This is a genomic window from Mesorhizobium sp. YC-39, assembly GCF_025753795.1.
GTDB lineage: Bacteria > Pseudomonadota > Alphaproteobacteria > Rhizobiales > Rhizobiaceae > Mesorhizobium.
The window spans coordinates 1,351,786-1,370,076 of record NZ_JAOWPS010000001.1 but is presented as its reverse complement, the minus strand read 5'-3'; the positions used below and the strand labels follow the sequence as shown (position 1 = coordinate 1,370,076).

19 protein-coding genes, 1 tRNA gene and 4 pseudogenes are annotated in these 18,291 nt (G+C 61.3%); 10 read left to right on the top strand and 14 right to left on the bottom strand.

Translation table 11 applies throughout. From position 1 onward, the window contains the following. Positions 1-6: 6 nt before the first annotated feature. From hisD to OHD62_RS06470, 8 genes and pseudogenes are all read left to right on the top strand, one after another. On the top strand, positions 7-1,299 hold the full coding sequence (gene hisD / locus OHD62_RS06505; protein WP_263781645.1) for a histidinol dehydrogenase: 1,293 nt from the start codon (positions 7-9) through the stop codon (positions 1,297-1,299). Positions 1,300-1,305: 6 nt separating this feature from the next. Continuing rightward, the gene (locus tag OHD62_RS06500; protein ID WP_263781644.1) at positions 1,306-1,791 is read left to right on the top strand and encodes a UPF0262 family protein; all 486 of its coding nucleotides are present in this window, start codon (positions 1,306-1,308) and stop codon (positions 1,789-1,791) included. A 48-nt stretch (positions 1,792-1,839) separates the two neighbouring features. After that, positions 1,840-2,250 (top strand): low molecular weight phosphatase family protein, encoded by a 411-nt coding sequence (locus OHD62_RS06495; RefSeq protein WP_263781643.1) that lies wholly within the window; start codon positions 1,840-1,842, stop codon positions 2,248-2,250. Between the two features lie 200 nt (positions 2,251-2,450). Then, positions 2,451-2,669: a translation initiation factor IF-1 gene (gene infA / locus OHD62_RS06490; protein WP_006329283.1), complete on the top strand. Its 219-nt coding sequence runs from the start codon at positions 2,451-2,453 to the stop codon at positions 2,667-2,669. 90 nt (positions 2,670-2,759) lie between these two features. Further along, complete coding sequence (locus OHD62_RS06485) at positions 2,760-3,386, top strand: Maf-like protein (RefSeq protein ID WP_263781640.1); 627 nt, start codon at positions 2,760-2,762, stop codon at positions 3,384-3,386. A 72-nt stretch (positions 3,387-3,458) separates the two neighbouring features. Beyond that, positions 3,459-3,650 carry a DNA gyrase inhibitor YacG gene (gene yacG / locus OHD62_RS06480; RefSeq protein WP_263781639.1) on the top strand — a complete coding sequence of 64 codons (192 nt, stop codon included), beginning with the start codon at positions 3,459-3,461 and terminating at the stop codon, positions 3,648-3,650. Between the two features lie 228 nt (positions 3,651-3,878). Further along, positions 3,879-3,954 (top strand) — tRNA-Phe (locus OHD62_RS06475). A gap of 210 nt (positions 3,955-4,164) precedes the next feature. Then, a pseudogene (locus tag OHD62_RS06470) lies at positions 4,165-4,737 on the top strand (tyrosine-type recombinase/integrase); the annotation flags it as partial. On the opposite strand, the gene OHD62_RS06465 reads toward OHD62_RS06470, so the two are convergent. The 10 genes and pseudogenes from OHD62_RS06465 to OHD62_RS06420 form a co-directional block, all read right to left on the bottom strand. Next, entirely contained in the window at positions 4,688-5,140 is a 453-nt protein-coding gene (locus tag OHD62_RS06465) for a transporter substrate-binding protein (protein WP_318528580.1), read from the bottom strand. The pseudogene OHD62_RS06470 and the gene OHD62_RS06465 overlap by 50 nt on opposite strands. Before the next feature lie 268 nt (positions 5,141-5,408). Further along, on the bottom strand, positions 5,409-6,116 hold the full coding sequence (locus OHD62_RS06460) for an SDR family oxidoreductase (RefSeq protein WP_263781637.1): 708 nt from the start codon (positions 6,114-6,116) through the stop codon (positions 5,409-5,411). Positions 6,117-6,129: 13 nt separating this feature from the next. Next, entirely contained in the window at positions 6,130-7,314 is a 1,185-nt protein-coding gene (locus OHD62_RS06455; protein ID WP_263781636.1) for an MFS transporter, read from the bottom strand. 107 nt (positions 7,315-7,421) lie between these two features. Then, complete coding sequence (locus OHD62_RS06450; protein WP_263781635.1) at positions 7,422-7,865, bottom strand: MarR family winged helix-turn-helix transcriptional regulator; 444 nt, start codon at positions 7,863-7,865, stop codon at positions 7,422-7,424. A gap of 277 nt (positions 7,866-8,142) precedes the next feature. Beyond that, positions 8,143-8,445, bottom strand: a pseudogene (locus OHD62_RS06445) (VOC family protein); the annotation flags it as partial. Positions 8,446-8,934: 489 nt separating this feature from the next. Then, positions 8,935-9,309: a hypothetical protein gene (locus OHD62_RS06440; RefSeq protein WP_263781632.1), complete on the bottom strand. Its 375-nt coding sequence runs from the start codon at positions 9,307-9,309 to the stop codon at positions 8,935-8,937. Positions 9,310-9,544: 235 nt separating this feature from the next. After that, complete coding sequence (locus tag OHD62_RS06435; protein WP_263781631.1) at positions 9,545-10,051, bottom strand: ester cyclase; 507 nt, start codon at positions 10,049-10,051, stop codon at positions 9,545-9,547. 125 nt (positions 10,052-10,176) lie between these two features. Then, the gene (locus OHD62_RS06430; protein WP_263781630.1) at positions 10,177-10,650 is read right to left on the bottom strand and encodes a nuclear transport factor 2 family protein; all 474 of its coding nucleotides are present in this window, start codon (positions 10,648-10,650) and stop codon (positions 10,177-10,179) included. 101 nt (positions 10,651-10,751) lie between these two features. Continuing rightward, a complete protein-coding gene (locus OHD62_RS06425; RefSeq protein WP_263781629.1) occupies positions 10,752-11,534 on the bottom strand; it encodes an SDR family oxidoreductase in 783 nt (260 codons plus the stop codon). Further along, entirely contained in the window at positions 11,531-11,857 is a 327-nt protein-coding gene (locus OHD62_RS06420) for a nuclear transport factor 2 family protein (RefSeq protein ID WP_263781628.1), read from the bottom strand. Before OHD62_RS06420 ends, OHD62_RS06425 begins: the two co-directional genes overlap by 4 nt. Positions 11,858-11,941: 84 nt before the next feature. On the opposite strand from OHD62_RS06420, the pseudogene OHD62_RS06415 reads away from it, so the two are divergent. Together OHD62_RS06415 and OHD62_RS35695 are read left to right on the top strand one after the other, a co-directional pair. Then, positions 11,942-12,325: pseudogene (locus OHD62_RS06415) on the top strand (winged helix-turn-helix transcriptional regulator). A 56-nt stretch (positions 12,326-12,381) separates the two neighbouring features. Further along, positions 12,382-12,753: pseudogene (locus OHD62_RS35695) on the top strand (alpha/beta fold hydrolase); the annotation flags it as partial. A gap of 282 nt (positions 12,754-13,035) precedes the next feature. Here the strand turns inward: OHD62_RS35695 and OHD62_RS06410 are convergent. The 4 genes from OHD62_RS06410 to OHD62_RS06395 all read right to left on the bottom strand — a co-directional run bounded on the left by OHD62_RS06410 (position 13,036) and on the right by OHD62_RS06395 (position 18,243). Continuing rightward, positions 13,036-14,082, bottom strand: coding sequence for an NAD(P)-dependent alcohol dehydrogenase (locus tag OHD62_RS06410; protein WP_263781627.1), 1,047 nt, complete (start codon positions 14,080-14,082; stop codon positions 13,036-13,038). Positions 14,083-14,250: 168 nt separating this feature from the next. Then, on the bottom strand, positions 14,251-15,654 hold the full coding sequence (locus OHD62_RS06405; protein ID WP_263781626.1) for an FAD-binding oxidoreductase: 1,404 nt from the start codon (positions 15,652-15,654) through the stop codon (positions 14,251-14,253). Positions 15,655-15,686: 32 nt separating this feature from the next. Beyond that, positions 15,687-16,691: an ABC transporter permease gene (locus OHD62_RS06400; protein WP_263781625.1), complete on the bottom strand. Its 1,005-nt coding sequence runs from the start codon at positions 16,689-16,691 to the stop codon at positions 15,687-15,689. 25 nt (positions 16,692-16,716) lie between these two features. Next, positions 16,717-18,243, bottom strand: a complete 1,527-nt coding sequence (locus OHD62_RS06395; RefSeq protein WP_263781624.1) for a sugar ABC transporter ATP-binding protein — start codon at positions 18,241-18,243, stop codon at positions 16,717-16,719. Between the last annotated feature and the right edge of the window lie 48 nt (positions 18,244-18,291).

Here is an 18,291-nt window from a genome sequence, read left to right as displayed (position 1 = left end):
CTAGAGATGGCCATTACGCTTCGCCAGTCCGACGCCGATTTCGAGCCGCGTTTCGCCGCCTTCCTGCTGACCAAGCGGGAGGTCTCGGCGGATGTCGACGCCGTGGTGCGCGAGATCATCGCGCGCGTGCGCACCGAGGGCGACGCGGCATTGATCGACTACACCCAGAAATTCGGCGGCGGCGACCTGAACAAGCTCGGAATCGCCGTCTCCAAGGATGACATCGCCAAGGCCTATGCCGAGGCCGACGCGCAGACGGTAGAGGCGCTCCGCTTCGCGCGCGACCGCATCCGGTCCCACCACGAGCGGCAGCGGCCCAAGGACGACCGCTACACGGACGCCGTCGGCGTCGAGCTCGGCGCGCGCTGGACGGCGATCGAGGCGGTCGGGCTCTATGTACCGGGCGGCACGGCGAGCTATCCAAGCTCGGTGCTGATGAATGCGATTCCGGCCAAGGTCGCCGGTGTCGAACGCATCGCGATTGCCGTGCCTGCCACCGGCGGCACTGTTCCGCCGCTGGTGCTGGTCGCGGCCGATCTGGCAGGCGTCTCGGAGATCTACCGTGTCGGCGGCGCGCAGGCGATTGCAGCCCTGGCTTATGGAACCGAAACGATCAAGCCGGTTCACAAGATTGTCGGACCGGGCAATGCATATGTCGCGGCGGCCAAGCGCCAGGTGTTCGGCACCGTCGGTATCGACATGATCGCTGGGCCTTCGGAAGTGCTGGTGGTGGCCGACGGCAGCAATGATCCGGACTGGATCGCCGCCGACCTGCTCGCCCAGGCCGAGCATGACGTGTCGGCGCAGTCGATCCTGATCACCGACGATCCCGACTTTGGCATAGCGGTCGAACGAGCGGTCGAGCGCCAGTTGCAGAGCCTGTCGCGCGGCGAGACGGCGGCGGCGAGCTGGCGCGACTTCGGCGCGGTGATCCTGGTGCCTTCGATCGAGGCGGCGCTGCCGCTGGTCGACCGCATCGCGGCCGAACATGTCGAGTTGGCAATCGACGATGCCGAGGGCTTCCTGTCGCGCATGCGCAACGCCGGCGCCGTGTTTCTCGGCCGCCACACGCCGGAAGCCATCGGCGATTATGTCGGCGGCTCCAACCACGTGCTGCCGACGGCGCGCTCGGCGCGTTTCTCGTCGGGGCTTTCAGTGCTCGATTTCGTCAAGCGCACCTCGATCCTGAAGCTCGGGCCGGAGCAGTTGCGGCTGCTGGCGCCCGCCGCCATCACGCTGGCCAGGGCGGAAGGCCTGGACGCGCATGGCCGCTCCGTCGCCATACGGTTGAACATGTAGGCTGACATGTCGGACTACGATCGAACCAGTGCCCGGCTGATCGATGTCGAACTCGACGAATCGATCGGCCGCTCGACGCCCGATGTCGAGCATGAGCGGGCGGTGGCGATCTTCGACTTGATCGAGGAGAACAGCTTCCGGCCGATCAATGACGACGGCGCCGGGCCCTACCGGCTGAAGCTGTCGCTGGCTGAGTCCCGCCTGGTCTTCGCGGTGAGCCGCGAGGACGGCGGCGAGGTGGTCACCCACATCCTGTCGCTGACGCCACTCCGGCGCATCGTCAAGGACTACTACCTGATCTGCGAAAGCTATTATGACGCCATCCGCTCCTCGACGCCCAGCCATATCGAGGCGATCGACATGGGCCGGCGCGGCCTGCACAATGAAGGCTCGCAGACGCTGATGGACCGGCTTGCCGGCAAGATCGATATCGACTTCGATACGGCGCGCCGGCTGTTCACGCTGGTCTGCGTGCTGCACTGGCGGGGTTAGACCCTGGCCGCCGGCCCCGCGCCCCGCTCGATCCTGTTCGTGTGCGGCATGAATGCCGTGCGCTCGCCAATGGCCGAGTTGCTGGCGCGCCAGGCGCTTCCGGCCACGATCTTCGTCGCCTCGGCCGGGGTGCGCGCCGGTGAGCGCGACCCGTTCGTCGACGCCGTGCTTGCCGAGGACGGCCTGTCGCTGGGCGAGCGTCACCCCAGAACCCTGGACGATCTCGAGGACGACTATTTCGACCTGATCATCACGCTGGCGCCGGAGGCGCATCACGCCGCGCTCGAACTCACCCGCTCGCTCGCCGTCGACGTCGAATACTGGCCGACGCCGGACCCGACAAATGCCAGTGGCACGCGCGAGCAGGTCATGGCCGCCTATCGCGACGTGCGCGAGCGGCTGAGGGCACGGATATCCGGCCGTTTTCTGAAACCCGAGGCCAAAAACGCCACGGATTAAGCATGTTCACAAGCGAGCGATTATCATATAGGTTCCGCCCGAATTCCGGCTAGAGTCGGATGATTTCAGGTCTGTTCGACCTGAAATCTGAATCCGCCTCTAAATCAAAGAAGTAGAGCATGATGTCGTCCGAAAACCGATTCACACTTTTCGGCATCATGCTCTAGGCGCTGGAACTGCCATCCAAGCAAAGGTATCGAATGCCGAAGGAAGAAGTCCTCGAGTTTCCGGGTATCGTCACGGAATTGTTGCCCAACGCGATGTTCAGGGTGAAGCTTGAAAACGAACACGAAATCATCGCTCACACGGCCGGCCGCATGCGCAAGAACCGCATCCGCGTGCTGACCGGCGACAAGGTCCTGGTCGAGATGACGCCCTACGACCTGACCAAAGGCCGCATCACCTACCGTTTCAAGTAAGAGCGCCAGAGCATCGGACCGAAAAGTGCGCAGCGGTTTTCGGAAAAGTCCAATGCTCAAACGAAGAGATAGAGCCCGGCCGAAATCACGATGAGCATTTTGCAGAAGCTGGTGCTTGCTTCGGGTTCGCCGCGCCGGATCGAGCTCTTGCAGCAGGCCGGCATCGAGCCGGACCGCGTCCTGCCGGCCGATGTCGACGAGACGCCGTTGCGCGCCGAGCATCCGCGTTCGCTGGCCAAGCGCCTGTCGAAGGAAAAGGCCGAGAAGGCGCTGGCCTCGCTGAGCACCGAAGACGACTATGCGCCCGGTTTCGTGTTGGCCGCCGACACGGTGGTCGCCGTCGGCCGGCGTATCCTGCCCAAGGCTGAAACGCTCGACGACGCCTCCAACTGCCTCGGGCTGTTGTCCGGCCGTTCGCACCGGGTCTATTCCGGCATCTGCCTGATCACGCCGGGCGGCAAAGTGCGCCAGCGGCTGGTCGAGACCAGGGTGCGCTTCAAGCGGCTGCCGCGCGACGAGATCAACGCCTATGTCGCCTCGGGCGAATGGCGCGGCAAGGCCGGTGGCTATGCCGTCCAGGGGTTGGCCGGATCCTTCGTCGTCAAGCTCGTCGGCTCCTACACCAATGTCGTCGGCCTGCCGCTCTACGAGACGGTGGCGCTGCTCAGCGGCGAGGGGTTCAAGGTGCACGCCAACTGGATGTCGGCCCGGCCATGAGTTGGGAGGTGGCAATGAGTTTGGGGGCGGCAACAAGTTCGAGGCGGCCATGAATTCGAGGCGAGTACGAGTATGAGCCCGGACGACAAGGTGACGCCACTGCGCCCCAGGCGCCCCTGCCCCGAATGCGGCAAGGCGTCGGTGCGCGAAACCTATCCATTCTGCTCGACGCGCTGCAAGGACATCGACCTGAACCGCTGGCTGAAGGGCGCCTATGTCATTTCGGCCCGCGACGACGAGGAAGACACCGACGGCGAGAAATGAGGCTGTTTAGGCAGGCTTGCAGGGCTCCTGTCCGACCACGATCCCGTCCGAAAACCGGATGCCACTTTTCCGGATCATGGTCTGATGGGGCCGCCGATCTTTCCCGCCTGAAATCAACGTCTAAGCGCTGGACAGGCCGAATTCCCGTGCTATAACCCACGCGCTTTCAAGGGGCGCCCATGGCGCTTTCAAGAAATCCGGTGTGCGAGTCTTCGTTAGCCGGAACAGGCCCAGATAGCTCAGTTGGTAGAGCAGCGGACTGAAAATCCGCGTGTCGGTGGTTCGAATCCGCCTCTGGGCACCATCCCCTCCTCTCCCCATGCTCCCCTTTGCCAAAGCTTCTACGCTTCCATCTATGCAAACCATTGAAATCGTTATTTTTTCGAAGTGCATGGCGCACTTGGACGCGTCTCGACGGTTTTCAGCGTATTTGGTCCAACGGGGCGCGGGGATGGTATTTTCGTTGGTATTCGGCATCTTGATGGTATCGAAACAGCCAAAGGAGACGTGTCGAATGGCCCTTTCCGACGTGAAATGCCGAAACGCTCGCCCGGGTCCCAAACTCGTGAAACTGTCTGACGGCGCCGGTCTCCAGCTATGGGTGCAGCCCACAGGATCTCGCCTTTGGCGGCTCGCCTACCGCTTTGACGGCAAGCAGAAACTTTTGGCGTTGGGCAGCTATCCCCTTATCTCTTTAGCCGAGGCACGCGAGGCGCGCGATGATGCTAAACGTCTCCTGCTGACTGGCGTCGACCCTGGGCAGGAACGCAGTTTGCGCAAGGCCGGTTCGGCAAAAGACTCCTTTCGGGCAACCGCTGATGAATACGTTGACAAGCTGAAAAAGGAGGGGCGTGCCGACCGAACGATTACCAAGGTCAAATGGCTGCTCGACTTTGCCTATCCAGCCATCGGCGACAAGTGCATTCGGGAGATCGATACGGCCACCATCCTTACCGCCCTACGCCGCGTAGAGGTTCGCGGTCGATATGAGTCGGCTCGGCGACTGCGCTCTACCATCGGCAGCGTGTTTCGATACGCTATAGCGACCGCCCGCGCCGAGGCAGATCCGACGATCGCCCTGAGGGGGCGCTCATCAGTCCGGTGCAGATGACGTTGGGCGAGAACTCGATCCCCTCATAGGGCGTCGGATACCACAGCAGGCCGTTCAGCCGCTCGACCACCGGCAGGACCGCTTTTCTGCAATCGGATGTGTAGCAGCCGAATATGGTGGTCGCGCCGTCTTCGACCATCAGTTTCTTGGCGTACTGGCCATACGCCTTCGCATCGGAGCCTGGATCGTATACGACAGGCTGGATCGGACGGCCGTTCACGCCGCCATTCTGGTTGATCTCCTCGATGGCGATCAACGTGCCGCGCAATTGCGCCTGTTCGGATACGGATGTGAAGCCCGTCTGCGAGAAAAGGACTCCCACCAGCCACGGTTCGGATGTGTGGTCGGATTTCACGATTTTCACCCCATTGAGAAGCATGCACTCGTTCCCGACGGTGGTGCGGGGCCGCTATGCTTTGCGGTCCTGCTGACTCTTGCCTTTCTCAATCGAAGAAAATCGATCCCTGCCATTGACATGGAAAGACGATCGGCCGTGCCAGAGAAAAGGAGGGCACGGCCAATGGTCATGATTGGCGAGGATGTTGCTGGTGCTGTCGAACTTGAAGGTGCCTTGACGGCGCTTCATGAACTTTGCCGATCAGGCCGAATACCTCATCACGGCCCAGATACCGCCGGTTCCCGATAAATTAGCCCTCAGGATAGATGTACTCGGGCCGAGCGGCCGAGAGCGAAGCTTTGAGTTTGACGGTCCCTTCGTCTGCCAGCACTTCGGCGCCGCCGGCCTCCAGCACATCGTAGCTCTTGCGAGCAACATCGCGTGGATTGCTCTTGGGAACATCAACGCCTGCGGTCAGGTCGGTGTCGACAAAACCGACATGCAATCCAACGACCGCCGTGTTCTGCTCCTTCAGAGCAATGCGAGCATGATTTGTGTAGCTCCAGGCTGCCGCTTTGGACGCCGAATAGGGCGTCAAGATCGATGTGGCCTTCCACGACACATCCGATAGCACATTGAGAACCGCAGACTGAGGCTTTTCTGCCAAGACAGGCGCGAACGCTTGCGTGACGCGGACGATCCCGAAGAAGTTGACCTCCAACATCGTCCTGGTCACCGCCTCAACACGGTCGTCAAGTGCGTCGGATACGAGTTCCACGATACCAGCGTTGTTAACGAGGATCGACACGTCGGCACACTGGGCGGCAGCGCGGCGGATGCTCTCGGCATTCGTGACGTCAATCTGGACCGGGATTACCCCCGGCTCCGAGAACCCATCGAGCTTGCGCGTCCCCGCATAGACCTTGGCGGCGCCCCTCGCGAGCGCTTCTCTTGCGAGGGCAAGACCTATACCGCGATTGGCGCCGGTAATGAATACGGTTGCACCTTTAATCTTCATTTTGATACTCCTGTTATGTTGATTGAGTTGCAGTTCGGATGGGGCGGCCAGCGAGTCCGAATACGGGAATGGCGAGCCCGCTTACGGCAGCTGCAACAAGGAAGGTCGTGGTCAGGCCCTGTGTGTCCAAGATCACACCGCCGGCGAGCGGACCAAGCGCTATTCCAACCTGGAGGAAGGCAACCATCATGGCTGCGCCGCTCTCATAGCCATTGGGAGCGGCCTCATACATCCAGATCTGGCTGACGACGGGAACGCCGCCGAAAACGACGCCCCAGAGAAGCGCCCAGAGAAAGACCAAGGACAACGCCGAGCCCGTCATGGCCAGAAGCGCGATGACCAGAGCCTGCATCACGCAGAAGATCAGCATCGCACGCACATAGCCGGTTCGAGCGGTCCATTCTGCGATAAAGCCCCCTGCCAAACCACCGACGGCGTAGACAATCAGGACCGAGGAAAGCAGCCCGCTATCAGTTCGCGTGACCTGCGTAAGAAATATTTCGAGGAACGTGTAGGCGAGGAAATGGCCGCCCGCGAGAATGGTTATGCCTGCCAATCCGATGCGCGCCCGCGCCACCCGCAAAAGCGCCATGAATTCCGTGAGCGGTGCTGGCCGCTCGGTGGGGAGCTTGGGAAGCAACGCCATTTGGGCGATCAGAACCAGAATGCCGAAGACGGCCGCGCCCGCGAAAGCCAGCCGCCATCCGAAGATGCCGCCCAGATAGGCGCCAACCGGAACACCGACCACCGTGCCGACACCGATGCCGGCCGATATGATGGCCGTCGCCTTCCCGCCATGCACTTGTGCGACGAGGCGTCGTCCGGCGGCGATACCGATCGCCCAAAGACCACCGACCGCGATGCCGAGAAGAAAACGGGCGGCAAGGAATATGATGAAGTTCGAGGAAAGTGCGACAATGACGTTCGAGACAACGATCGCAGCTGTCAGAACCCAAAGCAGCAACCGTCGATCGAGTTGTCGGCTGCCGAGCAGCACCAAAGGTGCAGAACACGCCGCCACCGCACCGGGCACGGCCACTGCGAGCCCCGCTTGCCCCTCCGAGACACCCATGGCCAAGGCGATTTCCGTGAGCAATGCAACCGGCAGAAATTCAGTCGTCACGAGAAGGAAGGTGCCCGCAGCGACCGAGCCGACGGCGAGCCAGGCCGAGCGGGAGGTTGTTTCAGATGTTTGCATAGGAGGGTCCACGCAACTTCCTTCCAAATGACCCAAGAGATCCTCATAGAGTCACAATTGTGTAATTGCACATTTTTGGTCGCGACTATTACGATCACGGGTGCCGTTCAGTCCTCGGTATGAGAGAAGGACGTTACCGCCAAGCTTCTAAGTTGAACCGCGGCCTCTTTGCTGACCTGCCGCTCGAACGCTTCCTGTGCCGCCATCCACATGGGGCGACCTTGATCGAGTTTTTCGAGGCCGCGCCGCGAGATGCCGAGGACGACAGCCCGACCGATCTTCTCAGATCCATCTTCGATCCAGCCCGCGTCCTTCATAGGCTTAATGGTACGGACCAGCGTGGTTCGCTCCATTTCCATCGCGTTCGCCAGTTCCGCCACTGTCATCTCCGGTTTGTGATAAAGGAACGAGAGAATGGAAAACTGAGAAGACGTCATGCCCGACGGCGCAAGGTGCCGCTCGTAGAGACGAGTCAGATGCCGGGCACTACGACGGCTCGCCAGACAGTAGCATTGATTTGGACCGGTCAATTCAGTCATTTTGGCCGTCATTCGTCTCTCCAACCGGCAAGGAACAAACCGCAAGCTTGCAGCGCCGCCATATCCCAAAGTCCTGTTTTGATGACTCCAGCCTAAGCAGCGAGACCGATCCCGCGAGCGGATCGATACGGGGCACTCGCCAATTATCCGCTTTGAGCATTATTGCCTGCCCCGCCTGCCTCCATATTGTGCAATTACACAATAGCTATTCGACAGTGTCGTTTCAATAGCTTCGCACAGATATTTTTGTTGTCGCGGCGTGCCAAGCGCTGGGAGACTTGCATTGCCATCAGTCGGGTGTTGCGTTGTGGCACACGACTTCGATGTTGTGTCCGTCAGGATCAAGCACGTATGCGCCGTAATAGTTGGGGTGATATTGCGGCCGCAGCCCCGGCCTTCCATTATCTCTACCGCCAGCCTTGATAGCGGCCTCATAGAAGGCATCTACCTGGGGGCGACTTTCGGCTCTAAATGCAACATGCAGGCGCGGCTCATTGGGAACACCCTGGACGATCCATAGGCCAGGGGTTCCGTTTGGGCCGAGGCCTGCAAACTCCAGCCCTCCAGTTTCCTCCGCCGAGAACTCCTTCAGCCGTTGATGCAAAGGCCCTGTTTTAAACAAGTCGACCGGTCATATTGAGAATCGCGCATGATCTGGACCTGCCGCCGACCGGTAGCGGCAAGCCCGATCTCCACAAATCGGAGAGCGACAGCCTTCCGAAACTGCGTGCGATTGCGGTGCTTCATGCCCAGCACGGCTACCTCCCAGGTATTGACCACCAACGGCGCCACAAGCGAAACGTCGGTGCCTCGGGAGGTTCGCCACCCTGGATTGCCTCCTGCAGCACAGCGTGCGCCAGGCTCGGTCCTGTGAAAGCGTCCGCCAATGTTTGGCCACGCCATACGCAACGGCAGTGGCGTGGTCGATTCGTCGACAAGTCGACGCGTACGGTGATAGATCTTAGCGTTGGACATTATCGCCCTGGTCGACGGATGGCACGGTCTTCATTCCTGCGGTCAGACAGCGATGTATCCGTGTAATTACACATTAATGCGCGAGCGAACCTTTAAAATTGATCCCTTAGAGGAAGTGGTCGCCGCCAAGATCCTGTCCGATCTGAGTCCCGAGCTGCGCCGAGAGGGAGAGAACGGAAGCAAGTGGACTCATGGAGACGTTCACGCGCGGAACGCTGCCGTCATCATTGCGCTCGATCACGGCCACAGCCTGAAGCGACAGCCCGTTGCGGAGCATAGCGTCGTACTGGACGAATGTTCGACCCTGGACACTAGCGAGAAATGTCCCGGTCTGCGACGAGTATAGCTTCCCCACTGCCTCGACGACACGGCGAACGTTTTCCCTACCCCGAACGGACTTCCGCAGAACCGTGCCCGTGAGCTCCGCCTCAGATGTAAGGTCGTCCAGAAACGGGTGACGCGTGGTGTCGGTGCCGGACATGCAATGCTCCCTTCGCCATGATGAATGTTCTGCACTGGCCGAATAGCCTGCCAGAAGTGCATTGTCATATGTGTGTAATTGCACACATGTCAAGTCGATCTTGGGGGGCGACTTCTCTTTTTTCAGCTAGCCACACATCGCGACAGAATCGCGGGCAGCGCGATCCTGTCGCACAAGGAGGCGCTCGAAAGCCTTGAGATTGTTTATAACCCGCCGCCGAAATAATGCCCTTGAGCTAGTTCGCGGTCAATTGGCGCAGACCCGTTGCCCAGTCTTCCAGATGAAAGGTCCGTGCCACCCGGCCATCCTCGACGCTGTGAATGTCGATCGACATCACCTTGAACGCCTTCCCTGAGGGATCGACGCCAACGAATGGCTTGGCCGGCGTACCGGTGGCTTCCCCTCGCACGACGATTTGGTCGCCAGCGACCAGAATATCGCGAACCGCCCACTGCAGGTCCGGCACGATCTCACCCAATGCCTTGAACCCCGCAATGGCAGTATCGCGATCCACACAGTTGTCTTCCCCCGTGCAGGATCTGAAATCGGGGCTGGTGGTCTTCGTGAGCAGACTCTCGACGTCTTTCTTTGCCGGCTCGTTCAGCGCCTCGTACAGCGGCGCGACGATCGCACGCGCCTGGTCGAGCGACAGGGAGGATGATCCCTCAGAGGAGGTCTCTGCCGGCGCAGACCCCGCGAAGTAGAAGGTGAGGATAGCTGTCCAAATGGGAAGTCGGCACATTGTTGGAGACCTCGACAATTGTTGATGAGAAAATAAGACGATCCGAGCATGAAGCGGTAGCGGGGCGCCCTGACGCCACGACCCTGTCGGGAACCTCCATCGGCCGGAGCCTGCGGAAGCCTCGCTTAAGAGGCGCGAACCTTCGGACCCTTCAGTTGCTCCAGGACGGGATCGAGGCTGCCTATCGCATCGATAACAGCGAGCTGGTTCCAGTAGTCGCGCCAATTGACGATCTTCCGGTCCCTTACTGTCACAACGGATATGTAGCGATTGGCATATACTTTCCCGGTCTTCACACCCCTGCCATGCGATGCATATTCGAGGATGACCAGACCTTCCGTGGTCTGATGCACAATCAAACCACTCATTGAATCGATAAAGAGCCTGTCGCCGTAGTTGGAGAGGTAAGAGATGAAGGCGGAACGGCCATCTATCCTGTGAGGACCCATCGGGAACGCGCAGGGATACTCGAACGTGGCATCCTCCGCGAACATGTCCAGATAGTGCTGCCCTTCGGCAAAGGGAGCAAGCGCGCTCCTCATCAAGTCGAAGAAGGAATCCAGTGCTTCAAAGTTCTTGTACTTTCTCTCTTCGGACATACATTCCCACCTTATTCGAAGATTTGCGTTGAAAATCCGGGAGATTAAGCCCGCAGAAAATGACTATCGTGTCATGGTCCTATGGGTTTGCGACCGTGTCGCTACGCAGTTGGTACAGTTCCCCCATCGATGACATATTCGGTCCCGGTAATCGATCCGGCTCTGGGAGACACCAGGAAGGTGATCAGGTCCGCGACTTCTTGAGGACGGGACGGACGGCCAAGCGGCACGCCGCCCAGCGAATCCATGATGATCTTCTTGACGCCCTCGTAGTCCGTCTTCTGCTGCTCGGCGAGCCTCTCGGCAAAACGGACGGCCGCCTCGGTCTCGATCCATCCCGGCGACACCCTGACGACGCGCACACCTTTGGGTGTCACTTCCTTCGACAGGCTCTTGCTATAGGTCGAAAGTGCCGCCTTGGCGGCCGCGTAAGCTGTGGTCGATTCCGGAAGCGGCAGCTGGTGCTGAATGGAAGTTACATGGATAATGACGCCCGAACCCTGCGCCAGCATCGCGGGAAGCAGCGCACGATCTACCCGCACGGCGGTCATCAGATTCAGATTTATCGCAGCATCCCACAACTCGTCGCTCAACATCGCGTGGCCACCCGGAGGCGCTTCCGATCCGCCAACAACGTTGACGACAATGTCGATACCTCCGAGACGGTCCAAAGCGGCGTCCGCTGCGATCCGGCAGCCTTCAGCAGTCGTCAGGTCCGCTGCGACATAGCTGACGCCGTCGGGAGATGAGTCGGCAACGGAACGCGCCGTTGCAACAACCCTCGCCCCGGCATTGCGCAGCGCCTCGACAACCGCCGCCCCCACCCCTTTGGTGCCGCCTGTCACAAGCGCGCGACATCCGGCAAGCGCAAGGTCAAAGCTCACAGCGTGATCTCCAACGATGCGATCTTGTCGCCCCTGAGAGTGAAGGCGTATCTCAAGTCCAACGGATTTCCCGGAAAATCGCCAATCAGGTGAGCGGTTACAATGGTCCGCACACCTTCTTCCTCGATTGCGAAGGGGTTTGCGGTATAGGTGTACTTTTTTGTCGAATTTTCTTTCCATTGTTGAGTGGATTTTCGGCCGATGTAAGTATTCCCTTCATCAACAACGACCGCATCGTCGGTAAAACACTCATCTACCCTGCTCCTGTCGTTCTTGTCCGCCTCGTAGTACGCCGATATTTGCTTTGGTATTTCTATTGTCATTCGGTACGCCCTCTCTATCGATCCGAACAGTGGACTCTTCCTGCTTTGTTGTGTCAGCCATAGAATTAGTTGTATGCTCTCTGAATGACAAGAACATACAAAAAAGTAAGGTACTTACCTTCAAGTAAGGGAGAGCACACCCCGACGTCCGCTGCGAGGGGCGTTGAGCAGTCACTCAAGATCCTTGAGGGGCGCTGGAAGCTGGTTATTCTCTTCCATCTTTTTGGGGGCAAGATTTTGCGGTTTTCCGATCTTGAGCGCGCGATACCAGGCGTTTCGCAGAAATGCTCATTCAGCAGTTGCGGCAGCTGGAAGCAGATGGCGTAGTCCGCCGTATCGTTCATCACCAAGTTCCGCCAAAGGTCGAGTACTGCCTGACCGCGTGGGGGGCAGCATCTCTGTCCGGCGCTCGACGCCCTGCTAACATGGGCGACCAAACGGGACGGTGATCTGGGCGAAGAGAATTAACGCACAGCCAAGCGGGACGGCTTGATCGTTACCGCGTCAACGACCGCTCAGCTCGCAGAAGCATGGAACGGTGGACCGCGGACGCGGGCAGCGAAAGCCGTTACCGCGGACCGGTAGTTGTTGTCAGGGGTGAGGCGGACCCCTTCGTGACGGCGGAAATAGCAGCGGCGGTCGCCGCGCGATTCAACAACTCTATCGTCGAGACGGTGGCTGGCGCCGGTCACTGGTCGCATTTTGAATGCAGCTGGAGAAGTCGCGAATCTGATTCTCGACTTCGCTGCCCAGAAGGCTTGGCCATCGACCGCCTCCGACTGGAAGAACGCTTTTGCGGAGAAAATCGGCGTCGGCGTTCGGAGAGTCCTTTGCAGAAGCCGTTGTTCTGGAGGCGGCGACGAGCATATATCTGCAATACAAACTGCGCACTCTGAGCGGCGTTAGACAAGATGCTCGACATTCGAGCGACTGGCGGCGCATTCGAAAATGTTGCCTCTCGGCGCTGGCGGGGTCGTGCTGCGCTTCTTACACGACGGGCTGCATGGACTGGCAGGCGCTGTCCCGGCGGCAAGCCAACCTATGAGGGCATGAAGCTGGCAAGCTCCGCCTAACCGCTGGCGGCGGAGCATCGCACCCAATTTTGCCGCTCGTTCATGGACAAGCCCCGGGACGAGTGACAGCCGGCAAATGCGATCGTCGCGCCCCGCCGGGACAGACTATTCCGGCAACTTGATCTGCAGCTTCACATCGACCGGCCGTGCTTCGACCGCACGGTCGAAAGCCACGATCGTCTCCTCGAACGGGAAGGTGGCTGATATCAGCGGCTTCAGATCCACACGGCCCGATCCCATCAGCACGATGGCGCGGTCATATTGGTGGGCATAGCGGAACACCGTCTCGATGCGGATTTCCCTGGTCGAAGCGGTCGAGACGTCGAACGGGATCGGCACCACCGGCAGGCCGACCGCCACCACGACACCTCCCGGCCGCGGCAGTTCGAGCAGGCTTTCCCAGGCCTTGGGCGAGCCGGAGCATTCGAACACGATGTCGGCGCCCCATCCGTCGGTCAGGCGCTTGACTTCTTCGGCAAGATTCTTCTCGCGAATGTTAATGGGGATGACACCCTGATAGCCGGCGGCGATGTCGAGCTTGGGCTGTGCGAGGTCGGCGACAATGACGCGTGCACAGCCGCCGGCAAGCGCGGCGATGGCGACCATGGTGCCAATCGGCCCGGCGCCCAGCACGACGGCAGTGTCGCCGGGCACTATCTTCGCTTTGGCGGCCGCCTGCATGCCGACGGCAAAAGGTTCCACCATCGCGCCTTCTGCAAAACTGACATTGTCGGGCAACTTGAACGTGTAGTTGGCCGGGTGCACGACATAAGGCGTCAGCACGCCATGGACCGGCGGCGTCGCCCAAAACGTTACCGCCGGATCGATATTGTAGAGGCCGAGCCGGCTCGCGCGCGAATTCGGATCCGGAATGCCGGGCTCCATGCACACCCGGTCGCCGACCCTCAGGTTCGCGACACCCTCGCCAACCTCGACGACGGTCCCTGCGGCTTCATGGCCAAGCACCATGGGCGCGTTGACGACAAAAGGACCGATACGGCCGTGCGTATAATAGTGCACGTCCGAACCGCATATCCCGACGGTGTGAATCTTGATCTTGACGTCACCAGGTCCGACGTCCTGCGGTAGATCAATGTCGCGCATGGTGAGTTCGTGCTGACGTTCAAGGACGAGCGCGCGGACATCGGCCATTGTTCCAATCCTTTCCAAACTATTGTCGGTTAGCGTTGTGTTCGCGGTCCTCACGGCGAAATACAAGCACTCCCTCAGCCAAGGCAAGGACGTGGACGCGCATCGCTAAGCTCCCTGGGTCAGGCCACCGACGTATGCGCGTGCATTCCGGGGGGCTAAGCTGCAATATCAATCGGACACCAGACATCCCGGATTCATGATTCCCAGCGGATCGAAGGCAGCCTTGACCGCGGCAGCAGTCTTCTGCTGCTCCGGCGTCAGCCACTCCCAGTAGACCGCACGGCGGCTCCGGCCGACACCATGCTCGGCGCTGAAGGAGCCACCGAAGCCGCGAACGAGGCCGTAGAGGCCGTCCAGCAGCTCCGTGCCCCGTTCGCGCACCTCCCCGGCCGACAGGCCCGTCGGCGGCATGACGTTGAAGTGGATGTTGCCGTCGCCGGCATGGCCATAGGCGACAGGCTCCCAGCCGGGCCAGTTCGACAGAACGTAAGTGCGGGCGCTCTCGATCATCCGCGCCACGTCGCTCAGGCGCACGGACAGATCGGTGCGGATGTGCCGGCTGCGCTTTGCCTGCCCTTCCACAAGGTCTTCGCGGATCGCCCAGAAGGCGCGCGCATGGGCACGGCTCTGCGCGATCGTGCCGTCGCCGAGCAGGCCGGCCTCGAAAGCCTCGCCAAGCAGCGCCTCGATCAGCGCCCGGCCGTCGATGGCGGAACTGCAGCCAAGCTCCATGAGGACATGCACCGGCCACTCGCCTTCCAGCGGCACCCGCGTTTCGGGATTGCTCAAGGTGGCGAGCGCGATGCATTCGGAGCCGATCACCTCGAAAGCTGTCAAAAGGTCGGAGCAGACGCGGCGCGCCATGCCGAACAGCGCCATGGCGTCGGCGAAGGAACCGACGCCGAGATAGGCCGTCTCCACATTGGCTGGCCGCGGGAAGAGTTTCACTTCGACGCCCGTTACGATGCCCAGCGTTCCTTCCGACCCGATCAGAAGTTGCTTCAGATCGTAGCCGCGATTGTCCTTGCGCAGTCCGGTCATGCCTTCCCACAGGCTGCCGTCGGGCAGGACGGCTTCGAGCCCCAGCACGAGATCGCGCGTCATGCCGTAGCGCAGCACGTTGATGCCGCCGGCGTTCGTGGCCACATTGCCACCGATCTGGCATGAACCCTGCGCACCCAGCGCCAGCGGAAAGAGCATGTCCTCGGATTCGGCTGCATCCTTCAGCGCCTGCAGCACTGCCCCGGCATCGACCCGCAGCGTGAAGTTCACGGCGTCGATGCCGCGGATGCGGTTGAGCCGCTCGAGCGAGACCACGACGACGCTTGGCGGGCCATCAACGATGGCGCCGGCGACAAGCCCCGTATTGCCGCCTTGTGGGACGATCGGAACGCGGTGCTTGGCGCAGATGCGCACCAGCGCTTGCACCTCCTCGACCGATCTCGGCCGCAGCACGGCAAGGGCCGCGCCCTGATAGTCGTCCGTCCAGTCGCGCAGGTAGCGCTCGGCTTCCGGCGCCGTTCCGTCGATGAAGCCTGCGGCACCCAGAACGGAGCGAAGGGCTTCGAGCACGGAGCTGGTGGCCGATGGTGCGGCGGGCGGCATCAGCCGAAGTAGCGTACGCGGATCGCGTCGATGGCGACGGCGATAAAGATCATGAAGCCCCCGATCATGCCGACATAGAAGGACGGCACGGAGATGATGGCCAGGCCGACCTGGATGACGGTGAGCAGCAGCACGCCACCCAGCACGCCGATAATGTTGCCGCGCCCGCCAAACACGCTCACGCCGCCGATTATCGGCGCGGCGATGGCGTAAAGCAGGTAGCTGGAACCTTGGTTGGAGGTGATGGCCATCTGCCATGAGGCGAGCAGGAAGCCCGCGACCCCGGCGAGGAATCCGGCGATGGTGAAGGTGATGATCTTGATCCGGTCGACGCGGATGCCGGCCGAATTCGAAGCGACGGGATTGCCGCCAACCGCATAGATGCTGCGGCCGAGCACGGTGTTGCGCAGCAGCACGGCCATGGCGACGAGCGTGATGATGAAGACGACCGGCATGATGGGCCAGCCGCCGCCGATTGCGGCCTGGCCGATCCACACATAGGCGTCCGGCAGGTTGGTGATGGTGCGGCCCTGGGTCAGCGCCAGAAGAGCGCCCTGCAGGATGATCATCATCGACAGGGTCTGGATCAGCGACACCATCTTGAGCTTGGTGATGCAGAGGCCGTTGAAGAAGCCGATCAACGTGGCAACCGCGATCCCCACCAGCATCGCCAGCAGCCACGGCAGGCCGAGATCGGAATAGGCCATGGCACCGATCGCCGAGGAGAAGCCGAGGTTCGCGGGAAGCGAAAGGTCGATCTCGGCGACCAGCAGCGGGAGCGCGACCGCAAGCCCGATCATGCCGAGCACGGTGGCCTGCACCATGATGTTTTGCAGATTGAAGGTGGTGAAGAAGAACTCGTTGAACAGACCGAAGATGACGACCAGCGCGATCAGCCAGATCCACACGACGTTGTGCAGCACCCAGCCCAGCGTCGACTTCCCGCCTTGCCGCGGGGCGGCGGCCGTGGTCGGCTTTGCAACGGCTGTGGTCGTTTGGCTCATTGTGTCTTTCCTTGTCCGGCGGCTGTCATCCATCCGCCCGCTCTTTGGCTCCCTGGCGCAGGCGCTCGCTGGAGATCGCCTCGCCTGAAAATTCTTCGCGGATCGCGCCGTCCTCGAACACGCAGACTCGGTCGACGGCGCGCACGATCTCGTCGGTGTCGGTCGAGACGATAATGACGGACACGCCGGTGCGGGCAAGCTCGTCAATGATGCGCAGTACATCCTGCTTGACGCCTATGTCGATGCCGCGCGTCGGCTCGTCGAGGATGAGTAGGCGCGGCTTTGTGGCCAGCACTCGGCCAAGGCAGACCTTCTGCTGGTTGCCGCCGCTTAGCGTGTTGACCACCGCCGCGGGGCCAGCGGCCTTGATTCCCATGGCGCGGAAATAGCGGTCCGAAAGCAGCTTCTCTGCCTCGGGCCGCAGAAAACCGGCGCGCGCCACGACCGAAAGCGACGACAGCGAGATGTTTTCCCCGATCGTCATCTGCGCCACGAGACCGTCGCGATGCCGGTCGTCGGAGAGAAAGGCGATGCCCATGTCGAAGGCGTCACGCGGGGTGGCGGGCAGCGGGCGCTGCGTTTCCGTTCCGAACGCAATGGTTCCGGACTGGGTGGGCGCGAGCCCGAAGATTGCGCGCGCCAGTTCCTTGGCCCCTGCCCCCGGCAGTCCGGTGAAGCCGACGATTTCGCCGGGACGCAGGTCGAACGCCTTGACGCCGATCTTGCCGCTGGCCACGTCGCGCAGTCGCACCGCCGGCTCCTCGGCCGCGAATGCGTGGCGTTCGCGCTGAAACAGCACGAGGCCCCGGCCAAGCACCAGCTCCGAAAGCTGCTCGGACGTCAGGCTGCCGACATCCTCCGTGCCGCCGGCCAGCGCCCCGTCGCGCAGCACCGAGCAGGCGTCGCAGATCTCGAGAATCTCGTCATTGTAGTGCGAGATGAAGATGAAGGTGACGCCCTGCGCCTTCAGTTCGCGCATGAAGGTGAAGAGCTGGGCGCGGTCCTCGACGGTAAGTGCTGCGGTCGGCTCGTCGAGGATGATCACCTTGCCGCCGCTGAACATGGCGCGCAGGATGTTGAGCTTGCGGCGGGCAACCGCGTCCAGACCGCCAGCCATCGCCTGCGGGTCGATGCCCGTGCCCGCCAACATGCGTGAGGCATCGGCCCTGAGCTTGCGCCAGTTCACGAAACCGCCTTTGCTCGGCCAGATGCCGAGCATAAGGTTTTCCGCCGCCGTGACGTGATCGATGATCATCGGCTCCTGGGTAACCAGGAACACGCCGGCCTTTTCCATCTCCTTCACGTCGACATTCTCGATCGGCCGGCCGTCGAGATAGATGGTGCCGCTGGATGGGACGCGTTGACCGGATATCAGTCCGACCAGGGTGGACTTGCCGGCACCGTTCTCACCCAGAAGCCCGTGGATCATGCCGCGCCGGATTCCGAGCGACACATCGCGCAACGCCAGGGTTGAACCATAGCGCTTACTGAGGTTCTCGACCCTGAAGATAAACGGGTCTTCGCTGGGCTGTCTGGCGGATTCGGCTGTCAATTACGAACTCCCGATCGGTCGGGCTGCTATCATGCGGAGCGATCCCTC